The following is a 15335-nucleotide window of genomic DNA, read 5'->3' as shown; positions in this document are numbered from 1 at the left end:
TTTTTGTTTTATGTGTCTTTGCCTGTCGTGATCGAGACCGGGCCGCCTTCTGCAGTAGCGACGGTGTTGATCTCGTATTCGACCCGCTCAGTATGCTTGGGCGGCGCTGGTTTTCCATGTTTCGGCTTTTCATGGTCATGGCCTTTCAATTTATGGTTAAAATGGACACCTCGACCCATCGCCAATCCCCCCCTTGTACGACAATTCCTCTTGCCTCTTTAGGGTGGGAAGAAACATCGTTTTTTATGCGTCTTGAGGAACAGGGGCAAAAAAAGAAGGGAAAAGCTCCCTCATCGTCCTACAGCCCAGCGTATTCCCCTGCTTCATCCGGCTGAGAGGCGCCGGCTTTTTCGAGCTCACGCACGAGATCGCGGTACTCGGCGAGCGAAATTTCCCCGCGCAAATACAGACGGCGGGCAAAATCAAGCAGTTCGTTCGCCTCAGCCGGTTCGCAATGTTTGACCGCCATAAACTTATGCTTTAACTCCGTCACGTTCATTCGATGCTTTTCCCCCTTCCCCCTTTTTTACATCGTACCATGAAAATAGGAAGAAAGAGTGATTTCGGAAAATTAAAACTTCCGACAAGAGGTGACATGTCCGTACACGTCGTCAGGCGTTTGCACATATACTAGTGGCAGCTCGCCTCCTTAGCCTAGGGGGAATCGATTATCAAACATGGGGGAGAGGAGACATGCACCGTTATCCGCGCCCAGTTTCGCCGCCGGTTTATGGACCATACGGCTCAGGCGGCCATTATAGTCCTTATTTTCACTATGGGGTTTCATCCTTCCCATCGGCGCCGGTTCACTGGCCTCATCTTCCGTACGGCCATGCCGCGCCTCCCTCGTATCCGATGCCGTATCCAAAGCCAGGGCCGCTTTTGCCGCCGCGCCCGTCGTTTCTCGCCCAGTTTAAAAACAACGACGGAACGTACGATATCAACAAAATGATGAGCACGGTGGGGCAAATGATCAATACGGTCAATCAAGTGAACGGCATGTTGAAAGGGTTGCTCGGTACGTTTAAAAAATGAAACCGCGTCATGGCGCGACGGTCGAGCGCGCTTGAAAAAGGGAAACCGCTCCGCCGTTTGCACGGGGAGCGGTTTGCACGTTGTCAAATGAGCAACTCATACACTTCATTGAGCTGATACACGCGCTCATAATCGCGCTCATCCATCGCATAGCGGATTTCATGGGGCAAAATGCGGTCCAAAAAGGCGCTTTCTTCTTGCGTCAAGTCGCGGACAAATTCCCCTTCGCCTCGGTATGGTTTGCTGATCAGTTTTTTGTAAATGCGTTTTGGGGTGTCGCCGTGGTGATCCAAATAGTTGGACAGCACTTCGCGCAAGTAAGCGAGTGTTTGTTCCATCATCGTCCGCCCCCTTCAAAAAAAGAGACAAACTCTTTGCTTGTGTTTGTGCGGCCTTGGACGTACGGATTTTCTTCCGTCACGCGGTCCGGGTCGAGGTTTGTTTTGATGACAAGCATCGGCTCATCCGACGGCTCGTTGATCAGTCGGTCGTTCAATTGTTTGAAATCGGGCAGTTTCGCCATTCGTTTTGCACCTCCTATCAGTAGCGTAGCTTGTCAGCCGAGAAAGTATGTATGCATCGTTTTGGCCGCGGCAAGGCAAGCGAATGGCAAACAATAAGGGGGTGATGGCGGTGACAGACCGCAACGACAACCGGAAGCGGAAAAACAAATACACGAACAACCGCGAGGAAATCGCCAACGAATGGGTGACCAAAAAAGAAGTGTCGGAAGCCGTCAGCCGCTCCGGGACTTCTCCTGATAAACAATAGAAGCTGGACGAGAAACAAGCCGCTCCCCATGCAGGGAACGGCTTGTTTCACGCCCAAGCGCGGCGCTGGCCGTTGCCAAAATGGTTTTTGAATGCACACACAGGCTGGATCGTCCTCAATCGATATCGATATATTTCCGCTTTTGCGGCAGCTGGATGGTGAGCGTCCCATTTTGAAACGAGGCTTTCACCTCATGCTCAGCGACCGGATACGGAAACGGAATCAGCCGCGCCACGCGCCGCCGGGCGTGGCGGCGTTCGTATACATGGCCGTGATGATCTGCCGATTCAATTGTTTCATTGTGATCGACGATCAGTTGCAGCCCATCTTCCTGCCATTGCAAGCTGATTTGTTCCCTCTTGATATCAGGCAGCCGGACCATGATTTGGTAATCGTGCTTCGTCTCTTTCACCTCGATCGGAATGTACGCTGCAGCAAACGTTTGTGCGAAATAGTCATCGAGCGTTTCAAACAGTTTTTGCAGCGGCCGTTCATCAAACCATTGATTCATCATTTTCCGCAAATGATGGAACGGGTGGTGGCCTCCCCCGCTGGCTGGCGGTTGAAACGATTCATTCATTGCGCTTCCCTCCCTTTCTTTTCCAAAACAGCGAAATGGCTCTGTCGAGACGCTGCCGATTGGCAAGGCGATTCACTGTCAATGTATGTACGGAGCGCAAAAAAAGCTACTCCATGCTTTTTTAGGGAGTTTTCATCTTATTTTAATCCAGATGGAATATAATGACATCACCATCCATGAGATGCACATCAATAACGCTGCGGGTTGCCCGGCGGCGGGAGGAGGGATGGCGCGATGCATTGGGTTCATTGGCTGGTGACATTGTTTTTTTCTGGAACAGCCGTGTCGCTTCTCTCTTATCAAGTGTTTGAAATCGTTCAAGCCGTTGTTGATTGGATCGTTGACCGCCATTCATGAACGGTTGGCCGGACCGCTTTTTGACGGCGCGCTTTTCAGGGCAGCCGCCAACGGCGGTCCGCTCTCTTTCGCCCGCTGATCGCCGTTGGCGGCGGGCTTTTTGTTGTGTATAGTAAAAATAAAACGAAAGAAACCGGGGATGTATAAAGGTGGAAGCAGCAACAGCCACAAGAGAGGAGGAGCAACTGATGAACGGACGTGTTTTATTGATTGAAGATGAGGCCGGGCTGGCCCGGTTTTTGGAGCTTGATTTGACGCACGAAGGCTTTGACGTGCATGTATGCGCCGATGGGCGCGAAGGGCTCGAGCTCGCTCTTTCTGAGCAGTGGGATCTCATTTTGCTTGATGTCATGCTGCCACGTTTAAATGGCATGGAAGTATGCCGCCGCATCCGGGCGGCGAAATCGACGCCGATCATTATGATCACAGCGCGCGACAGTGTGTTTGACCGCGTTATGGGGCTCGATAACGGGGCTGATGACTACATTGTCAAACCGTTTGCCATTGAAGAGCTGCTCGCCCGCATCCGCGCCTTGTTTCGCCGCGTTCATCCTGAATCGGACGGCCAAGTGCTGACGTTTAAAGATTTAGTCGTTGATGTGCAGGCGCGCACGGTGAAAAAAGGAGATGAGTTTATTGAATTGACGAGGCGCGAATACGATTTGCTCGTCGCATTTATGCAAAACATCAATGTCGTCTTGACGCGCGATACGTTGCTTGACAAAGTGTGGGGATTTGATGCCGAGGTCGAGACGAACGTCGTCGATGTGTATGTCCGCTACTTGCGGCAAAAGCTTGACGAACACGATAAAGAGCGGTATATCCAAACGGTGCGCGGCACGGGATATGTGATGCGGCCATGAAGCGGGAGGCTATTCGCCGGCTTTCGCTGAAAGGGAAGCTGACCGTTTTGTCTGCCGGGGCGATTTTCATTACGTATTTTGTGTTTACGTTTTTGCAATATCATATGGTCAAACAATGGCTGCTGAAGGAAGAAGAAAAAACGATGGAGCAAACGGTGGCGGAAATTGAAACATATTACGCGGAAAAACGTAATGTATCATGGGAGGCTATTCGCCGCAGCCGCGCGTTTTTGGAAAAGCTGAATGAACGCTACCAGCTCATTCGCGTCACGGATGAGAAAGGAAACGTCATCGTCTCCGTTTCAAACGGGGCGGCGGTGTCGCTATCGCCAAGCGAGATGCCCGACAAGCGGAAAATGGATGAGCATTTCATCAACAATGAACGGTTTTTGCTGCTCCGCCAGCCGCTTCATATTGGCCAATTGCATGGAACGATCGAAATCGCCCGTCGGCTGGCGAGGTTCCAACAAGTGACCAACACGCTCTTTCTCATCATGACGGCGATCGGCTTTTTGGCCATGGCGGCAAGCGCTCTCGCCGGCCGGTTCGTGGCGCAAAGTTTCGTCCGGCCGCTGCAAACGCTGGCTAAAACGATGGCGGACATTAAAAACAACGGGCTGAAACGGCGCATTGATGTGCCTCCGACGCGCGATGAAATCTCAGAATTGATGGTGATGTTCAACGGCATGATGGATGAAATTGAGCGGTCGTTCGCCATGCAGCGGCAATTTGTCGAGGATGCGTCCCATGAACTGCGCACGCCGCTCGCCATTTTGCAAGGCCATCTTTCGTTGCTGCAGCGATGGGGAAAGCACAATCCAGAGATTTTAGAAGAATCGCTCGAAGCGGCGGTGAAAGAGGCGGAGCGGCTGAAGCGGCTCGTTCTTGAGCTCCTTGACTTATCGCGCGCCGAGGCGATTACGGTGCCGGATGAGATCGTGCCGATGGATGCTGCGGCGGCTGTCGGACAAGTCGTCAAAAACTTTCGCGTCTTGCATCCGGATTTTCAATTTCTGATTGACCAGCCGGAGAAGCCGCTCGCGCGCATGGCGATGGCGAAACATCATTTTGAACAACTGCTGTTCATTTTGCTTGACAATGCGGTAAAATATTCTCAACGAATGAAACAAATCGTGGTTTCCTTGCGTGAGGAAGGGCCGTTTGTCATCGTGTCCATCCGCGATTATGGAATCGGCATTCCGAAAGAAGAGCTGAAAAACGTTTTTTTGCGCTTTTACCGCGTCGACAAAGCGCGCAGCCGCGAACAAGGCGGCGCCGGGCTCGGCCTTTCGATCGCCAAGGAGATCATCGATAAATACGGCGGACAAATTGTCATCAAAAGCGAAGTTGGCCAAGGAACGACGGTCGAGCTTGCCATTCCGAAAGCGAAGCAGGAGAGAGGGGCGTGAAATGATGGGGCATCTTCACGAAGAAGAGACAGCGGGCAAAAAGGCGATTCATCATGTCGTCGAAAAGTTCCGCAAGCGCGGGGTGAAAATCGCGACATGCAAACCGCGAACCATGATGTCACTGTCATGCTTAGATGAGATCGACAAAATGAGAGGATGAATCGAGGAAAAGAAAATGGAAGTGAAACAGCGCATCATTCCGGCCATCAAAACGATGAAGCAATTTGACGCCTTTTTGTCAAGCGGTTACACGGTCGGCGTGTTGCTTGAGGTGCATATTGCCCAGTTAAAAAGCATCTTTGCCTATGCGCGCCGGCATGGCAAGGAGTTGATCATTCACGTCGACTTGGTGCAAGGGCTGAGTCATGATGAACATGCGGCGGAATACCTTTGCCAAGAGTTCCGCCCTCATGGCCTCATTTCCACGAAAGCGGGCGTCATTATGAAGGCGCGTCAAAAACGCGTCTTGGCCGTGCAACGCATCTTTTTGCTCGATTCCCACGCTTTAGAGAAAAGCTACCAGCTGATCGCCAAAACGAATCCGGATTGCATTGAAGTCATCCCGGGCGCCATGCCGCACATCATCCGCGAAGTGAAAGAACGGACCGGGAAACCGATTTACGCCGGCGGGCTCATCCGCACCCCCGACGACGTCGAGCGGGCGCTAGAAGCCGGCGCGGCGGCGGTGACGACGTCAAACGAAACATTATGGCGCCACTACAATGGATAATGCGTTGAGCTGGCCAAATCGGCTGCAGTCTGCTACAATAAAGGTAACAAGTTAATCATCAGTCAGGAGACAGGGAGAGACCATGCATGCATGGTAGGCGAAAGGCTTATCGTGTTTGCAATGGTCTCTTTTTGTCTTTTTCAAAGGAGGAATCATGCATGGCGTTTTCAAGCAAACAGCGGAGCGATGTTCTTCAAGCGATGAACGAAAAACAATATGATCTTCTGATCATCGGGGGAGGGATCACCGGCTCTGGCATCGCCCTTGACGCCATCTCGCGCGGCATGACGGTGGCGCTTGTCGAGATGCAAGATTTTGCCGCCGGAACGTCAAGCCGGTCGACGAAACTCGTTCACGGCGGCTTGCGCTACTTGAAGCAGTTCGAGGTGAAGCTTGTCGCCGAAGTCGGGCGCGAACGGGCGATTGTGTATGAAAACGGCCCGCACGTCACCACACCGGAGTGGATGTTGCTGCCCATTTACCGCGGCGGGACGTTCGGCAAATGGAGCACGTCGCTCGGCCTTTGGCTGTATGACCGGTTGGCTGGCGTCAAGCAAAGCGAGCGGCGCACGATGCTTGATGCCTGGCAGACGTTGGAAAAAGAGCCGCTCTTAAAGCGCGACGGCCTGATCGGCGGCGGCTATTACGTCGAGTATCGGACCGACGATGCCCGCTTGACGATCGAAGTGATCAAAAAAGCGGTCGAGCTTGGCGTCGACGCCGTCAACTACGTAAAAGCCGAACAGTTTTTGTATGACGAGCGCGGCCGCATCATCGGCGCCCGCTGCCGCGATATGCTCGGCGGCCTCCTGTATGACATCCGCGCCAAAAAAGTCGTCAATGCCGCCGGACCGTGGGTCGATGTGCTGCGCGACAAAGACGGATCGAAAACCGGCAAGCGGCTCCGGCTGACAAAAGGCGTCCATATCGTCATCGACCAAAAGCGGTTTCCGCTCAAGCAGGCGGTCTATTTTGACACCCCGGACGGCCGGATGGTGTTTGCCATTCCGCGGGATGGGAAAACGTATGTCGGCACGACTGATACGTTTTACGACGGCGACCCGGCTCATCCGGCGATGACGGAAGAAGACCGCAACTACTTACTAAAAGCGATCCGCTACATGTTCCCTTCGGTTGGCATCACTGCCGACGACGTCGAGTCGAGCTGGGCTGGCGTCCGTCCGCTCATTTATGAAGAAGGGAAAAACCCGTCGGAAATTTCCCGCAAAGACGAGATTTGGACATCGCCATCCGGCCTCATTACGATCGCCGGCGGCAAACTGACCGGCTACCGGAAAATGGCCGAGACCGTCGTCGATCTTGTCGCCAAGCAGCTGGAGAAAGAAGAAGGAAAAGTGTTTCGGCCATGTCGGACGAAACAATTGCCGATTTCCGGCGGCGATGTCGGCGGCTCGCACCGCCTCCCTGCCTTCATCGCCGAAAAAGCGGAAGAAGCGGTGCGCTATGGATTGACGAAAGAAGCGGGAGCGCGGCTGGCGAGACAATACGGCACAAATGTCGACCGGCTGTTTGCTTTAAGCCAGCAATACGACCGTTCATCTGGCTTAACGCGCGAAACGTTCATCCGCCTCGTCTACGCCATTGAGGAAGAAATGGCGGCCAAACCGGTCGACTACTTCATCCGCCGCACCGGGGCGCTGTTGTTTAATATTGATTCTGTCCGGCGGGAGAAAGAGGCGGTCATGGCGTTTATGGCGCGGTATTTGGGGTGGACGGGGGAAGAGCGGGACATGTATGAGAAAGAACTCGACAAGGAACTGCGACGAGCGGTATTGGAGGAGAAGGATCAGGATTAGCGGATTATGAACAAATGGGTATAAGAAATATGTGCGCCCTCATCCGGGCGCTTTTTTGATAGATTTTTTCGTAAAAATTAAGTAAAATTTAAATAAAAAATCAAAGTGAGGGAAGAGGATGGCGGTTACATACAATCCGCAAACGAAGCAGTTTCATTTGCAGACAACTTCGGCTATGAGCTCGATATCACGAAATTGACGGAAACAGAAAAACAAATGATTAAGCAACAAGTCGCGTTTTACAAAGACGTGCGCCGCCTTGTCCAGTTCGGCACGTTTTATCGACTGCTAAGCCCGTTTGAAGGCAACGAGGCGGCGTGGATGTTCGTCTCTGCCGACCGCTCGGAAGCGCTCGTCGCCTATTTCCGCGTTTTGGCTGAAGCAAACGCCCCGCTGTCATACCTGCGCCTCAAAGGGCTTGACCCGAATAAAGACTACGAAATCGAGGGCCTTGGCGTTTACGGCGGCGACGAGCTGATGTATGCCGGAGTGGCCTTGCCGTACCGCTCTGGTGATTTTGTCAGCATGATGTGGCGGTTGAAAGCCGTTTAACGATAAGAAGGGATGCTGTCGCTCGAGCCTATGCACCAGCCGTAAACGAATTGAACCCGATGTCGTCTAGACATCGGGTTCAAACTGTTTGAGCTTCTCGATGATGCGACGCTTCCGATAGAGCATCTTCCCGGTTTCAGCGATGTCTTCCATAAACGATTTGTTAAACAGCGAACCGAAAATGACACCGATGATCGGAAAGGCTTGAAACAGCTTTTTCCACCCGTATTGGTCGCGGAACGTCATCATCACTTCCCGCCAGCCTTGCAGCTCGGAAAAGACGCGCCCGCGTTCATTGGAGAACGACGAAAGCTCGTCCAAAATCGCTTTTTTCCCGACGATGTCCGCCGCGGCAAACTGCAGGCATTTGACGACAAACACGCGCTCCTCTTTTTCCTTCGGATCGTATCCGTACACGATGGCGATCTCTTGCAGCGTTTTCAGCGCCAAGCCGAGCAGCGCCGGAATGTCTGCCGCCAGCGTCAGCGCCCCGCCAATTCCAGTTGCCGCCCCTTGCAGCTGGGCGAACGTCACTCGCGCATCGATCAACTCGTCGCAAACGCGGTCCATCGTCTCAAGCGGCAAGTGCGGCACTTGCGCAAGCGACGATACCCCGAGCCGAGTGAATATTTTCTCTTCATTCACTAAATATTGCCCGCCGCTTTGAATATAGCTGCCCAACTCATCAAGCAGCTGCCCGAGTTTTCGATGGACGACTTTTGGCGTCAGCTTATCAAGCACTTGAAACGGCAAGCGGCCGAGCTTTTCCCAAAACCATAGGTCTTTTTGGGAGTGTTCCCAATGTTCGATTTTCTTTAACTCTTTTTGTAGCTGCAGTTTGGCGTCCATGTTTGGGCCTCCTGTTCATTCTTATGTTTAGGATAGGTTGATTTTAACGAATTATACGGACGAGGAGGGCATTTTGTTTCTGACAAGAAGCCTGCAGTCATGAACAAACAACAAAGTAGGAGTTTTTCATTGACGAATAGTAAAATTTTAACTAAAATATTTATCATAAGATGACCTTAAGGAGGCCCCTTCATGATCACAACCTTAAAACAGCAATTTACCGAGCTTTTCGGCGGCTTGGGCGAAGGCATCCGCGTCTTTTTCGCCCCCGGCCGCGTCAATTTGATCGGCGAGCATACGGATTACAACGGCGGGCATGTGCTGCCGTGCGCGCTCGAGATCGGCACGTATGCGCTTGTCCGGCCAACGACAGAACCGCTTGTTAGACTGTACTCGAAAAATTTTCCAGAAACCGGCGTCATCACCGTGCCGTATGACGACTTGTCATACCGGAGCGAGCACGGCTGGGCGAACTACCCGAAAGGGATCTTGGCTGCGTTTCAAGCGCTCAGCCCGCTGGAGACCGGATTGGACATTTTGTATTACGGCACGATCCCGAACGGCGCAGGACTGTCGTCATCCGCGTCGATTGAGCTCGTGACCGCGGTCATGCTCAACGAACTGTTCAGGTGCGGGCTTGACCAACTAGAACTTGTGAAAATGAGCCAAACCGTAGAAAATAAATACGTTGGCGTCAATTGCGGCATTATGGATCAGTTTGCCGTCGGCATGGGGAAACAAGATTGCGCCATTCTATTAAACTGCCAGACGCTCGAGTACCGCTATTTGCCGCTCGTGCTCAACGATTGTTCGATTGTCATCGCGAACACAAACAAAAAGCGTGGCTTGGCGGACTCGGCGTACAACGAGCGGCGGGCGACGTGCGAGGCGGCGCTCGCGAAGCTGCAAAGCGTGCGGAACATCGCCTCGCTCGGCGAGCTGACAAGCGCAGAGCTGGCCCGTTATGAACATCTTCTTTCCCCGTTTGAACAAAAACGGGCCCGCCATGCGGTGACGGAAAACGAGCGGACTCTTGAAGCCGCCCGGGCGCTTGAGCGCGGAGACATGATCCGCTTTGGCGAGTTGATGAAACAGTCGCATTTGTCGCTGCGCAATGATTACGAAGTGACAGGCGTTGAACTCGATACGCTCGTTGAAGCGGCATGGTCGCACGAAGGAACGGTCGGGGCGCGCATGACCGGAGCAGGATTCGGCGGCTGCACGGTGAACATTGTGAAAAAGGCATGCGTTCAAGATTTCATTGAACGGGTCGGAAAAGCGTATGCCGAAAAAATCGGTTATGAAGCAAGCTTTTATGTCGTTGAAGTTGGTGACGGGGCGAGAGAACTCACGGAACTGGAGGAGATGAGCCGATGATTTTGGTTTGCGGAGGGGCAGGGTATATCGGCAGCCATGCGGTGTACCGTCTGCTTGAAAAAGGGGAGCGCGTGGTCGTGGTGGATAACTTGCAGACGGGGCACCGGGAGGCGGTTCACCCTGATGCGGTGTTTTGCCAAGGCGATATTCGCGACCGCGATTTTTTGCGCGAGGTGTTTCGCCAGCACGACATTGAGGCGGTCATTCATTTTGCGGCGAACTCATTGGTCGGCGAAAGCATGGAAGAGCCGCTGAAATATTACGACAACAATGTGTACGGCACACAAGTGTTGCTTGAAGTGATGAAGGAGTTCGGCGTCAAGCAAATCGTCTTTTCTTCAACCGCCGCGGTGTATGGGGAGCCGAAACAAATCCCGATCGTCGAAACCGACCCGACGGAACCGACGAACGCGTATGGAGAAACGAAGCTGGCGATGGAAAAAATGATGAAATGGGCGGACCGCGCCTATGGCATCCGCTCGATTTCGCTCCGCTACTTTAATGTCGCCGGGGCGTACGGCACGACAATCGGTGAGGACCACAACCCGGAGACGCATCTTATTCCATTGATTTTAAAAGTGCCGCTTGGCCAGCGCGAGGAAATTTCCATTTTCGGTGATGACTACGACACGCCCGACGGCACGTGCATCCGCGACTACATTCATGTGCTTGATCTCGTCGATGCCCATTGGCTGGCGCTCGAGAAATTGCGGAGCGGGGCAGACAGCGATGTATACAATTTAGGCAACGGAAATGGATTTAGCGTCAAAGAAGTCATCGAAGCGGCGCGGCAAGTGACCGGGCATCCGATTCCAGCCCGCGTCATGTCGCGGCGCCTGGGCGATCCAGCGAGACTTGTCGCTTCATCGGAAAAAGCAAAGCGCGAGCTCGGCTGGGAGCCGAAATACCCGTCCATTACGGATATCGTCGCGTCGGCATGGGAATGGCATCAAGCGCGGCCAAACGGCTATCGGGGTGTGTAAACATGGAAACGATTTTTGCGGCGATTGAACAACTGATCCGTTATGCCGAGCAACGCGGCCTTTTAGCGCCGGAAGATGTTGTGTACGCGCGCAACCGCCTGCTGGCAACGCTCCGACTCACGGAATGGCAGCCGGCCGAGGTCAAGGACGTTCCCTTGGCCTCGCCGGCCCCGGTATTGGACGCTATGATTGATTGGGCGTATGAACAAGGATTGTTGGAAACGAATACAACGACCGAGCGCGATATATGGGATGCGAGACTGATGGACTGCGTCATGCCGCGGCCGTCGGAAGTGATCCGCGCCTTTTACGAGCGGTACCGCCGCGACCCGCAGGAGGCGACGGACTGGTTTTATTCGTTGAGCCAAACGTCCAATTACATTCAAACGGCGCGCATCGCCAACAATCAGCACTGGAAAGTGTCAACAATCTATGGAGAATTGGATATCACCATTAACTTGGCGAAGCCAGAAAAAGACCCGAAGGAAATCGCCAAATTAAAAGAGATGCCGTCATCCTCGTATCCAAAATGTGTATTATGCAAAGAAAACGAAGGGTATGAAGGAACGTGGCGTCATCCAGCCCGTTCCAATCACCGTGTCATCCCGATCACGTTATTGGATGAACAGTGGTATTTCCAATATTCTCCCTACGTGTACTATAATGAACATTGCATCGTCTTCCACGCCGAACACGTGCCGATGAAAATGGAGCGGAAGACGCTTGAGCGTTTGCTCGATTTCGTCGAAAAGTTCCCGCACTATTTCATTGGCTCGAACGCCGATTTACCGATTGTCGGCGGCTCGATTTTAGTGCATGACCATTTCCAAGGCGGGTGCTATACGTTTGCGATGGAAAAGGCGGAGATCGAAGAGTGTATCCCGCTTCCATCGTTTCCGTCGGTCACAGCCGGCATTGTGCGCTGGCCGATGTCCGTCATCCGTTTGACTGGACCGAAAGAGGATGTGTTGGATGCGGCTGCCTTTTTGTATGAAACATGGCGGACGTACAGCGACCCAAGTGTCGAGATTATGGCCTACAGCGGCGATGTTCCGCATAACACGATCACCCCGATCGCCCGGCGGCGCGGCGATTTGTTTGAGTTGGACATCGTTTTGCGCAACAATCGGACGTCAGCGGAACATCCGTACGGCATTTTCCATCCGCATGAAGAATTGCATCATATTAAAAAAGAAAATATCGGCTTGATCGAAGTGATGGGGCTGGCGGTGCTGCCGGCACGGCTTGCCGCGGAACTGGAGACGCTGGCCGATTATCTCGTGCATCGGACAAAAAAAGAAGACTGGGACGAGTCGATGCATAAACATTGGGATTGGTGCGAAGCCATTCGCTCGGCCTATCCGGACATCACGAAGGACAACGTCCATGACATTTTGCGGCACGAAGTCGGACAACGGTTTGTGACCGTGTTGGAACATGCCGGGGTGTTTAAGCGGGACAAGCGAGGGAAGGACGCGTTTCGCCGCTTTATGCAGCACGCTGTGGAGCGCATGTCTTTGTATAAACGCAGCGAAAAACGCGCTTCATTATGAAACATAAGGAAGGGAATTCAAACAGACTATGGCCACGTTAAAAGAAATTGCGGAAAAAGTCGGCGTATCGGTTGCGACGGTGTCGCGCGTGCTCAATTACGATGCGACGCTGTCCGTTTCCGATGAAACGAGAAGGCGCATTTTTGAAGTCGCCCAAGAGCTGAACTACAAAACATTGCGGGAACGAAGCCAGCAAGCGCGCGAATCGTTTCGCTTCGGGCTCATTCACTGGTATTCGGAGCGCCAGGAAATCGATGACCCATATTATATGGCGATTCGCCTCGGAGTGGAAAAAGAGTGTTTTGACCGCGGCATCGAACTCGTCAAATTGTTTAAACAGCACGGCGCCTATCCGATCGAACGGATGGAGGCGCTCGATGGCATCATCGCCGTCGGAAAATTCGGGCCGAAGGAAGTCGAGGTTTTTGCCGCCGGGGCCAAACAAATTGTGTTTGTCGACTGTTCGCCTGATGAGCATCGGTTTGATTCAGTCGTCATCGACTTGCGTCAAGCGACGGTGACGGTGCTTGATTATTTGCTTCGGTTGGGGCATACGAAAATTGGCTATATCGGCGGCCGTGAATATGTCGACGGGGAAACGCCGATCCGCGATGAGCGCGAAGCGGCGTTTTACGAATATTTGTATGTCAAAGGGCTGTATGATTCCCGCTATGTATGGATCGGTGCCTTCACTGCTGAAGATGGCTATCGGCTGATGAAAGAGGCTGTTTCAGGCGGCGACTTGCCGACGGCGTTTTTCATTGCCAGTGATTCGATGGCGATTGGCGCCCTGCGTGCGCTGCATGAAGCCGGGATCGCTGTTCCGGAAGAGGCGGCGATTGTCGGATTCAATGATATTCCGACGGCAGCATTTCTTCACCCGCCGCTTTCGACGGTGAAAGTATACACAGAATTTATGGGTGAAACAGCGGTTGAGCTGCTCATCGAACGGTTGACGACGAAACGAGCGATTTGCAAAAAGGTCGTCGTGCCGACAGAGCTCGTCATCCGCGCCAGCAGCGAGGGCAACGAAAAGGGGAGCGGTCGATAAGCCGCTCCCTTCCGTATTAATGGAACTCGATATCAACGCGTTTTTTCGTTCCTGTCGTTGTTTTCGGGATATGAATGTCAAGCACGCCGTTTTTGTACGTCGCGCGAATGTTTTCCGTCGCCGCATCCGCCGGCAGGGTGATCGAACGTTGGAAGCGCCCGAAGAAGCGTTCGCGCCGGTGCATTTGTTCTTCTCTTACATCGTGGTGGCGTTGAATCGTGCCGCTGATGGTCAACATGTTGTTCTGCACGTCAATGTGCACATCCTCTTTCCGCTCCAGCCCCGGCAAGTCGCACGAAACGACGTATTCGTTGGCCGTTTCATGCATGTCGATGCGCGGCATCCAGTGCTGCTCATCCATATGAGTGAACAGCGATGGAAAATCACTAGCAAAAAAGCGGTTCATATCCCGGCGAATCGATTCCAAGTGCCGGAACGGGTCATACGGAATTAACGCCATAACTGCCATCCTCCTTAACAAGAAATGTTTTTTCGCTCAGTAGTGTGAACCGGATTCGTCTGTTTTATGTATGATTGGCTTGCAATTGTTCCATCACCGTCAAATACGCTTGAATGAGTGCTACTTTCATGCCATCCGGTAAGTCAGAGGCGGCCACCCGCTTAACGGCGTAATAAAACTTCACTTCGGACGATTGCCGCACGCGCGGATGCGTCCATTCATCGCGCAGCTCTTGCCTTATCGTTTCATACAAAAGAGTTTGGCTTTCTTGTTCATCAAGCGGTCCGGCCGCTAGCGATCGGTTCGGCCAAAGGCGGCGGTAGGCGTCAAGCAAAGCGGAAAACGGAATATTCATTGCAGCTGGTTCCTCCTTTGATGGGTTGTTTTTTTTCTTACCATGATTATAGTTGATGTAAGCGACGATTACAGGCATTATAATTGATGGAGACGTTTATTACAGGGATCGATTTGTGATGCTGTAGGTGAAAATTCCAGTTGACATGAAAAGCTGGTCGTAATATAATCAAAATCGCCGTTTCGCGACAGTGCAATGCCAAGAAGCAAACGGCAATGAAACAATCAAAAATATGGTTGACAAACAATGAATGACGAGTATAATAAAATATTGCCGCGACAAGATAAACTCGGCAAGAACAAAGCGAAAAAACAACCGCTTGACATTTTGAAAGATTTGTTTATAATAGCATTTGTCGTTAAGTTAAAAAACCGATAGCTTGTTCCTTGAAAACTGAACGAAACGAAGCGCGATAGAAAAGCTGAGGCGCCGTAATTTCGCCTAAAGGCAGCCCGCGTCCTGCGGGCAACGGCGAAATATCGCCATCCTGGCGATCGCGAAGGGCAAATGTTCTTCGCCTGGAGGGATGTTCACATCCCGAAGGTGAAGGTGATTTGACCTTGAGCGGCGGCGAGCCGAAGCTGAAAAGTTGA

The 15335-nt window shown here is 52.6% G+C and carries 21 protein-coding genes and 1 pseudogene; 13 read left to right on the top strand and 9 right to left on the bottom strand.

What is annotated here, in order from left to right; all coding sequences use genetic code 11:
* Positions 1 to 8: 8 nt before the first annotated feature.
* Together BRO54_RS20145 and BRO54_RS16975 are read right to left on the bottom strand one after the other, a co-directional pair.
* Positions 9 to 179: a hypothetical protein gene (locus BRO54_RS20145; RefSeq protein ID WP_013144930.1), complete on the bottom strand. Its 171-nt coding sequence runs from the start codon at positions 177 to 179 to the stop codon at positions 9 to 11.
* A 119-nt stretch (positions 180 to 298) separates the two neighbouring features.
* A complete protein-coding gene (locus tag BRO54_RS16975) occupies positions 299 to 499 on the bottom strand; it encodes a YppF family protein (RefSeq protein ID WP_011231648.1) in 201 nt (66 codons plus the stop codon).
* A 194-nt stretch (positions 500 to 693) separates the two neighbouring features.
* Here BRO54_RS16975 and BRO54_RS16970 point away from each other — a divergent pair, with 194 nt between their 5' ends.
* A complete protein-coding gene (locus BRO54_RS16970; protein WP_074044697.1) occupies positions 694 to 1035 on the top strand; it encodes a YppG family protein in 342 nt (113 codons plus the stop codon).
* Between the two features lie 83 nt (positions 1036 to 1118).
* Here the strand turns inward: BRO54_RS16970 and BRO54_RS16965 are convergent, their stop codons facing one another.
* Together BRO54_RS16965 and BRO54_RS16960 are read right to left on the bottom strand one after the other, a co-directional pair.
* Positions 1119 to 1373 (bottom strand): sigma-G-dependent sporulation-specific acid-soluble spore protein CsgA, encoded by a 255-nt coding sequence (locus BRO54_RS16965; protein ID WP_011231646.1) that lies wholly within the window; start codon positions 1371 to 1373, stop codon positions 1119 to 1121.
* Positions 1373 to 1558 carry a hypothetical protein gene (locus BRO54_RS16960; protein WP_011231645.1) on the bottom strand — a complete coding sequence of 62 codons (186 nt, stop codon included), beginning with the start codon at positions 1556 to 1558 and terminating at the stop codon, positions 1373 to 1375. The genes BRO54_RS16965 and BRO54_RS16960 overlap by 1 nt, the downstream gene beginning before the upstream one ends.
* A 110-nt stretch (positions 1559 to 1668) precedes the next feature.
* Between BRO54_RS16960 and BRO54_RS20140 the strand changes: the two genes are divergently transcribed.
* A complete protein-coding gene (locus tag BRO54_RS20140) occupies positions 1669 to 1806 on the top strand; it encodes a hypothetical protein (protein ID WP_167367386.1) in 138 nt (45 codons plus the stop codon).
* A gap of 115 nt (positions 1807 to 1921) precedes the next feature.
* Here the strand turns inward: BRO54_RS20140 and BRO54_RS16950 are convergent, their stop codons facing one another.
* Entirely contained in the window at positions 1922 to 2386 is a 465-nt protein-coding gene (locus BRO54_RS16950) for an Hsp20/alpha crystallin family protein (protein ID WP_074044695.1), read from the bottom strand.
* A 234-nt stretch (positions 2387 to 2620) separates the two neighbouring features.
* Between BRO54_RS16950 and BRO54_RS20845 the strand changes: the two genes are divergently transcribed.
* From BRO54_RS20845 to BRO54_RS16925, 7 genes and pseudogenes are all read left to right on the top strand, one after another.
* A complete protein-coding gene (locus BRO54_RS20845; protein ID WP_255781669.1) occupies positions 2621 to 2743 on the top strand; it encodes a hypothetical protein in 123 nt (40 codons plus the stop codon).
* Between the two features lie 188 nt (positions 2744 to 2931).
* Positions 2932 to 3606 (top strand): response regulator transcription factor, encoded by a 675-nt coding sequence (locus tag BRO54_RS16945; RefSeq protein WP_074044694.1) that lies wholly within the window; start codon positions 2932 to 2934, stop codon positions 3604 to 3606.
* Positions 3603 to 5015: a HAMP domain-containing sensor histidine kinase gene (locus tag BRO54_RS16940; RefSeq protein WP_074044693.1), complete on the top strand. Its 1413-nt coding sequence runs from the start codon at positions 3603 to 3605 to the stop codon at positions 5013 to 5015. Before BRO54_RS16945 ends, BRO54_RS16940 begins: the two co-directional genes overlap by 4 nt.
* A gap of 4 nt (positions 5016 to 5019) precedes the next feature.
* Entirely contained in the window at positions 5020 to 5175 is a 156-nt protein-coding gene (locus BRO54_RS20135; RefSeq protein ID WP_167367387.1) for a hypothetical protein, read from the top strand.
* Between the two features lie 15 nt (positions 5176 to 5190).
* Complete coding sequence (locus BRO54_RS16935; protein WP_074044692.1) at positions 5191 to 5745, top strand: glycerol-3-phosphate responsive antiterminator; 555 nt, start codon at positions 5191 to 5193, stop codon at positions 5743 to 5745.
* Positions 5746 to 5903: 158 nt separating this feature from the next.
* Complete coding sequence (locus BRO54_RS16930) at positions 5904 to 7562, top strand: glycerol-3-phosphate dehydrogenase/oxidase (protein ID WP_074044691.1); 1659 nt, start codon at positions 5904 to 5906, stop codon at positions 7560 to 7562.
* A 150-nt stretch (positions 7563 to 7712) separates the two neighbouring features.
* Positions 7713 to 8114, top strand: a pseudogene (locus BRO54_RS16925) (GH36 C-terminal domain-containing protein); the annotation flags it as partial.
* A 66-nt stretch (positions 8115 to 8180) separates the two neighbouring features.
* On the opposite strand, the gene BRO54_RS16920 reads toward BRO54_RS16925, so the two are convergent.
* Positions 8181 to 8963, bottom strand: a complete 783-nt coding sequence (locus BRO54_RS16920) for an EcsC family protein (RefSeq protein WP_074044690.1) — start codon at positions 8961 to 8963, stop codon at positions 8181 to 8183.
* A 192-nt stretch (positions 8964 to 9155) separates the two neighbouring features.
* Here BRO54_RS16920 and BRO54_RS16915 point away from each other — a divergent pair, with 192 nt between their 5' ends.
* Genes BRO54_RS16915 through BRO54_RS16900 form a run of 4 tightly spaced genes read left to right on the top strand, consistent with a single transcriptional unit; the run spans position 9156 to position 13927 of the window.
* Positions 9156 to 10340 (top strand): galactokinase, encoded by a 1185-nt coding sequence (locus tag BRO54_RS16915; protein ID WP_074044689.1) that lies wholly within the window; start codon positions 9156 to 9158, stop codon positions 10338 to 10340.
* Positions 10337 to 11323: a UDP-glucose 4-epimerase GalE gene (gene galE / locus BRO54_RS16910; RefSeq protein WP_074044688.1), complete on the top strand. Its 987-nt coding sequence runs from the start codon at positions 10337 to 10339 to the stop codon at positions 11321 to 11323. The genes BRO54_RS16915 and galE overlap by 4 nt, the downstream gene beginning before the upstream one ends.
* A gap of 2 nt (positions 11324 to 11325) precedes the next feature.
* Positions 11326 to 12876: a UDP-glucose--hexose-1-phosphate uridylyltransferase gene (gene galT / locus BRO54_RS16905; protein WP_074044687.1), complete on the top strand. Its 1551-nt coding sequence runs from the start codon at positions 11326 to 11328 to the stop codon at positions 12874 to 12876.
* Positions 12877 to 12904: 28 nt separating this feature from the next.
* The gene (locus BRO54_RS16900) at positions 12905 to 13927 is read left to right on the top strand and encodes a LacI family DNA-binding transcriptional regulator (protein ID WP_074044686.1); all 1023 of its coding nucleotides are present in this window, start codon (positions 12905 to 12907) and stop codon (positions 13925 to 13927) included.
* Positions 13928 to 13943: 16 nt separating this feature from the next.
* On the opposite strand, the gene BRO54_RS16895 is transcribed toward BRO54_RS16900, so the two are convergent.
* From BRO54_RS16895 to BRO54_RS20275, 3 genes are all read right to left on the bottom strand, one after another.
* The gene (locus BRO54_RS16895) at positions 13944 to 14387 is read right to left on the bottom strand and encodes an Hsp20/alpha crystallin family protein (RefSeq protein WP_011231631.1); all 444 of its coding nucleotides are present in this window, start codon (positions 14385 to 14387) and stop codon (positions 13944 to 13946) included.
* 64 nt (positions 14388 to 14451) lie between these two features.
* Positions 14452 to 14742: a hypothetical protein gene (locus BRO54_RS16890; RefSeq protein WP_074044685.1), complete on the bottom strand. Its 291-nt coding sequence runs from the start codon at positions 14740 to 14742 to the stop codon at positions 14452 to 14454.
* 358 nt (positions 14743 to 15100) lie between these two features.
* Positions 15101 to 15335, bottom strand: a 235-nt coding sequence (locus BRO54_RS20275; RefSeq protein ID WP_204378356.1) for a hypothetical protein, incomplete at its 5' end; no start/stop codon positions are given.

Origin of the sequence: Geobacillus proteiniphilus, from assembly GCF_001908025.1 — a bacterium.
GTDB classification, from domain to species: domain Bacteria; phylum Bacillota; class Bacilli; order Bacillales; family Anoxybacillaceae; genus Geobacillus; species Geobacillus proteiniphilus.
Note: the sequence above shows the minus strand (reverse complement) of the source record. Positions and strands in the feature narration are given on the sequence as shown.

What these genes read in the sequence shown, in the direction of transcription:
- BRO54_RS16950 (WP_074044695.1), bottom strand. Translation starts at nt 2,386, where the DNA reads ATGAATGAATCGTTTCAACCGCCAGCCAGCGGGGGAGGCCACCACCCG.
- BRO54_RS16975 (WP_011231648.1), bottom strand. Translation starts at nt 499, where the DNA reads ATGAACGTGACGGAGTTAAAGCATAAGTTTATGGCGGTCAAACATTGC.
- BRO54_RS20145 (WP_013144930.1), bottom strand. Translation starts at nt 179, where the DNA reads ATGGGTCGAGGTGTCCATTTTAACCATAAATTGAAAGGCCATGACCAT.
- BRO54_RS16940 (WP_074044693.1), top strand. Translation starts at nt 3,603, where the DNA reads ATGAAGCGGGAGGCTATTCGCCGGCTTTCGCTGAAAGGGAAGCTGACC.
- BRO54_RS16920 (WP_074044690.1), bottom strand. Translation starts at nt 8,963, where the DNA reads ATGGACGCCAAACTGCAGCTACAAAAAGAGTTAAAGAAAATCGAACAT.
- BRO54_RS16900 (WP_074044686.1), top strand. Translation starts at nt 12,905, where the DNA reads ATGGCCACGTTAAAAGAAATTGCGGAAAAAGTCGGCGTATCGGTTGCG.
- BRO54_RS16945 (WP_074044694.1), top strand. Translation starts at nt 2,932, where the DNA reads ATGAACGGACGTGTTTTATTGATTGAAGATGAGGCCGGGCTGGCCCGG.
- BRO54_RS16965 (WP_011231646.1), bottom strand. Translation starts at nt 1,373, where the DNA reads ATGGAACAAACACTCGCTTACTTGCGCGAAGTGCTGTCCAACTATTTG.
- BRO54_RS16935 (WP_074044692.1), top strand. Translation starts at nt 5,191, where the DNA reads ATGGAAGTGAAACAGCGCATCATTCCGGCCATCAAAACGATGAAGCAA.
- BRO54_RS20845 (WP_255781669.1), top strand. Translation starts at nt 2,621, where the DNA reads ATGCATTGGGTTCATTGGCTGGTGACATTGTTTTTTTCTGGAACAGCC.
- BRO54_RS16895 (WP_011231631.1), bottom strand. Translation starts at nt 14,387, where the DNA reads ATGGCGTTAATTCCGTATGACCCGTTCCGGCACTTGGAATCGATTCGC.
- BRO54_RS16970 (WP_074044697.1), top strand. Translation starts at nt 694, where the DNA reads ATGCACCGTTATCCGCGCCCAGTTTCGCCGCCGGTTTATGGACCATAC.
- galE (WP_074044688.1), top strand. Translation starts at nt 10,337, where the DNA reads ATGATTTTGGTTTGCGGAGGGGCAGGGTATATCGGCAGCCATGCGGTG.
- galT (WP_074044687.1), top strand. Translation starts at nt 11,326, where the DNA reads ATGGAAACGATTTTTGCGGCGATTGAACAACTGATCCGTTATGCCGAG.
- BRO54_RS16930 (WP_074044691.1), top strand. Translation starts at nt 5,904, where the DNA reads ATGGCGTTTTCAAGCAAACAGCGGAGCGATGTTCTTCAAGCGATGAAC.
- BRO54_RS16890 (WP_074044685.1), bottom strand. Translation starts at nt 14,742, where the DNA reads ATGAATATTCCGTTTTCCGCTTTGCTTGACGCCTACCGCCGCCTTTGG.
- BRO54_RS16960 (WP_011231645.1), bottom strand. Translation starts at nt 1,558, where the DNA reads ATGGCGAAACTGCCCGATTTCAAACAATTGAACGACCGACTGATCAAC.
- BRO54_RS20135 (WP_167367387.1), top strand. Translation starts at nt 5,020, where the DNA reads ATGGGGCATCTTCACGAAGAAGAGACAGCGGGCAAAAAGGCGATTCAT.
- BRO54_RS16915 (WP_074044689.1), top strand. Translation starts at nt 9,156, where the DNA reads ATGATCACAACCTTAAAACAGCAATTTACCGAGCTTTTCGGCGGCTTG.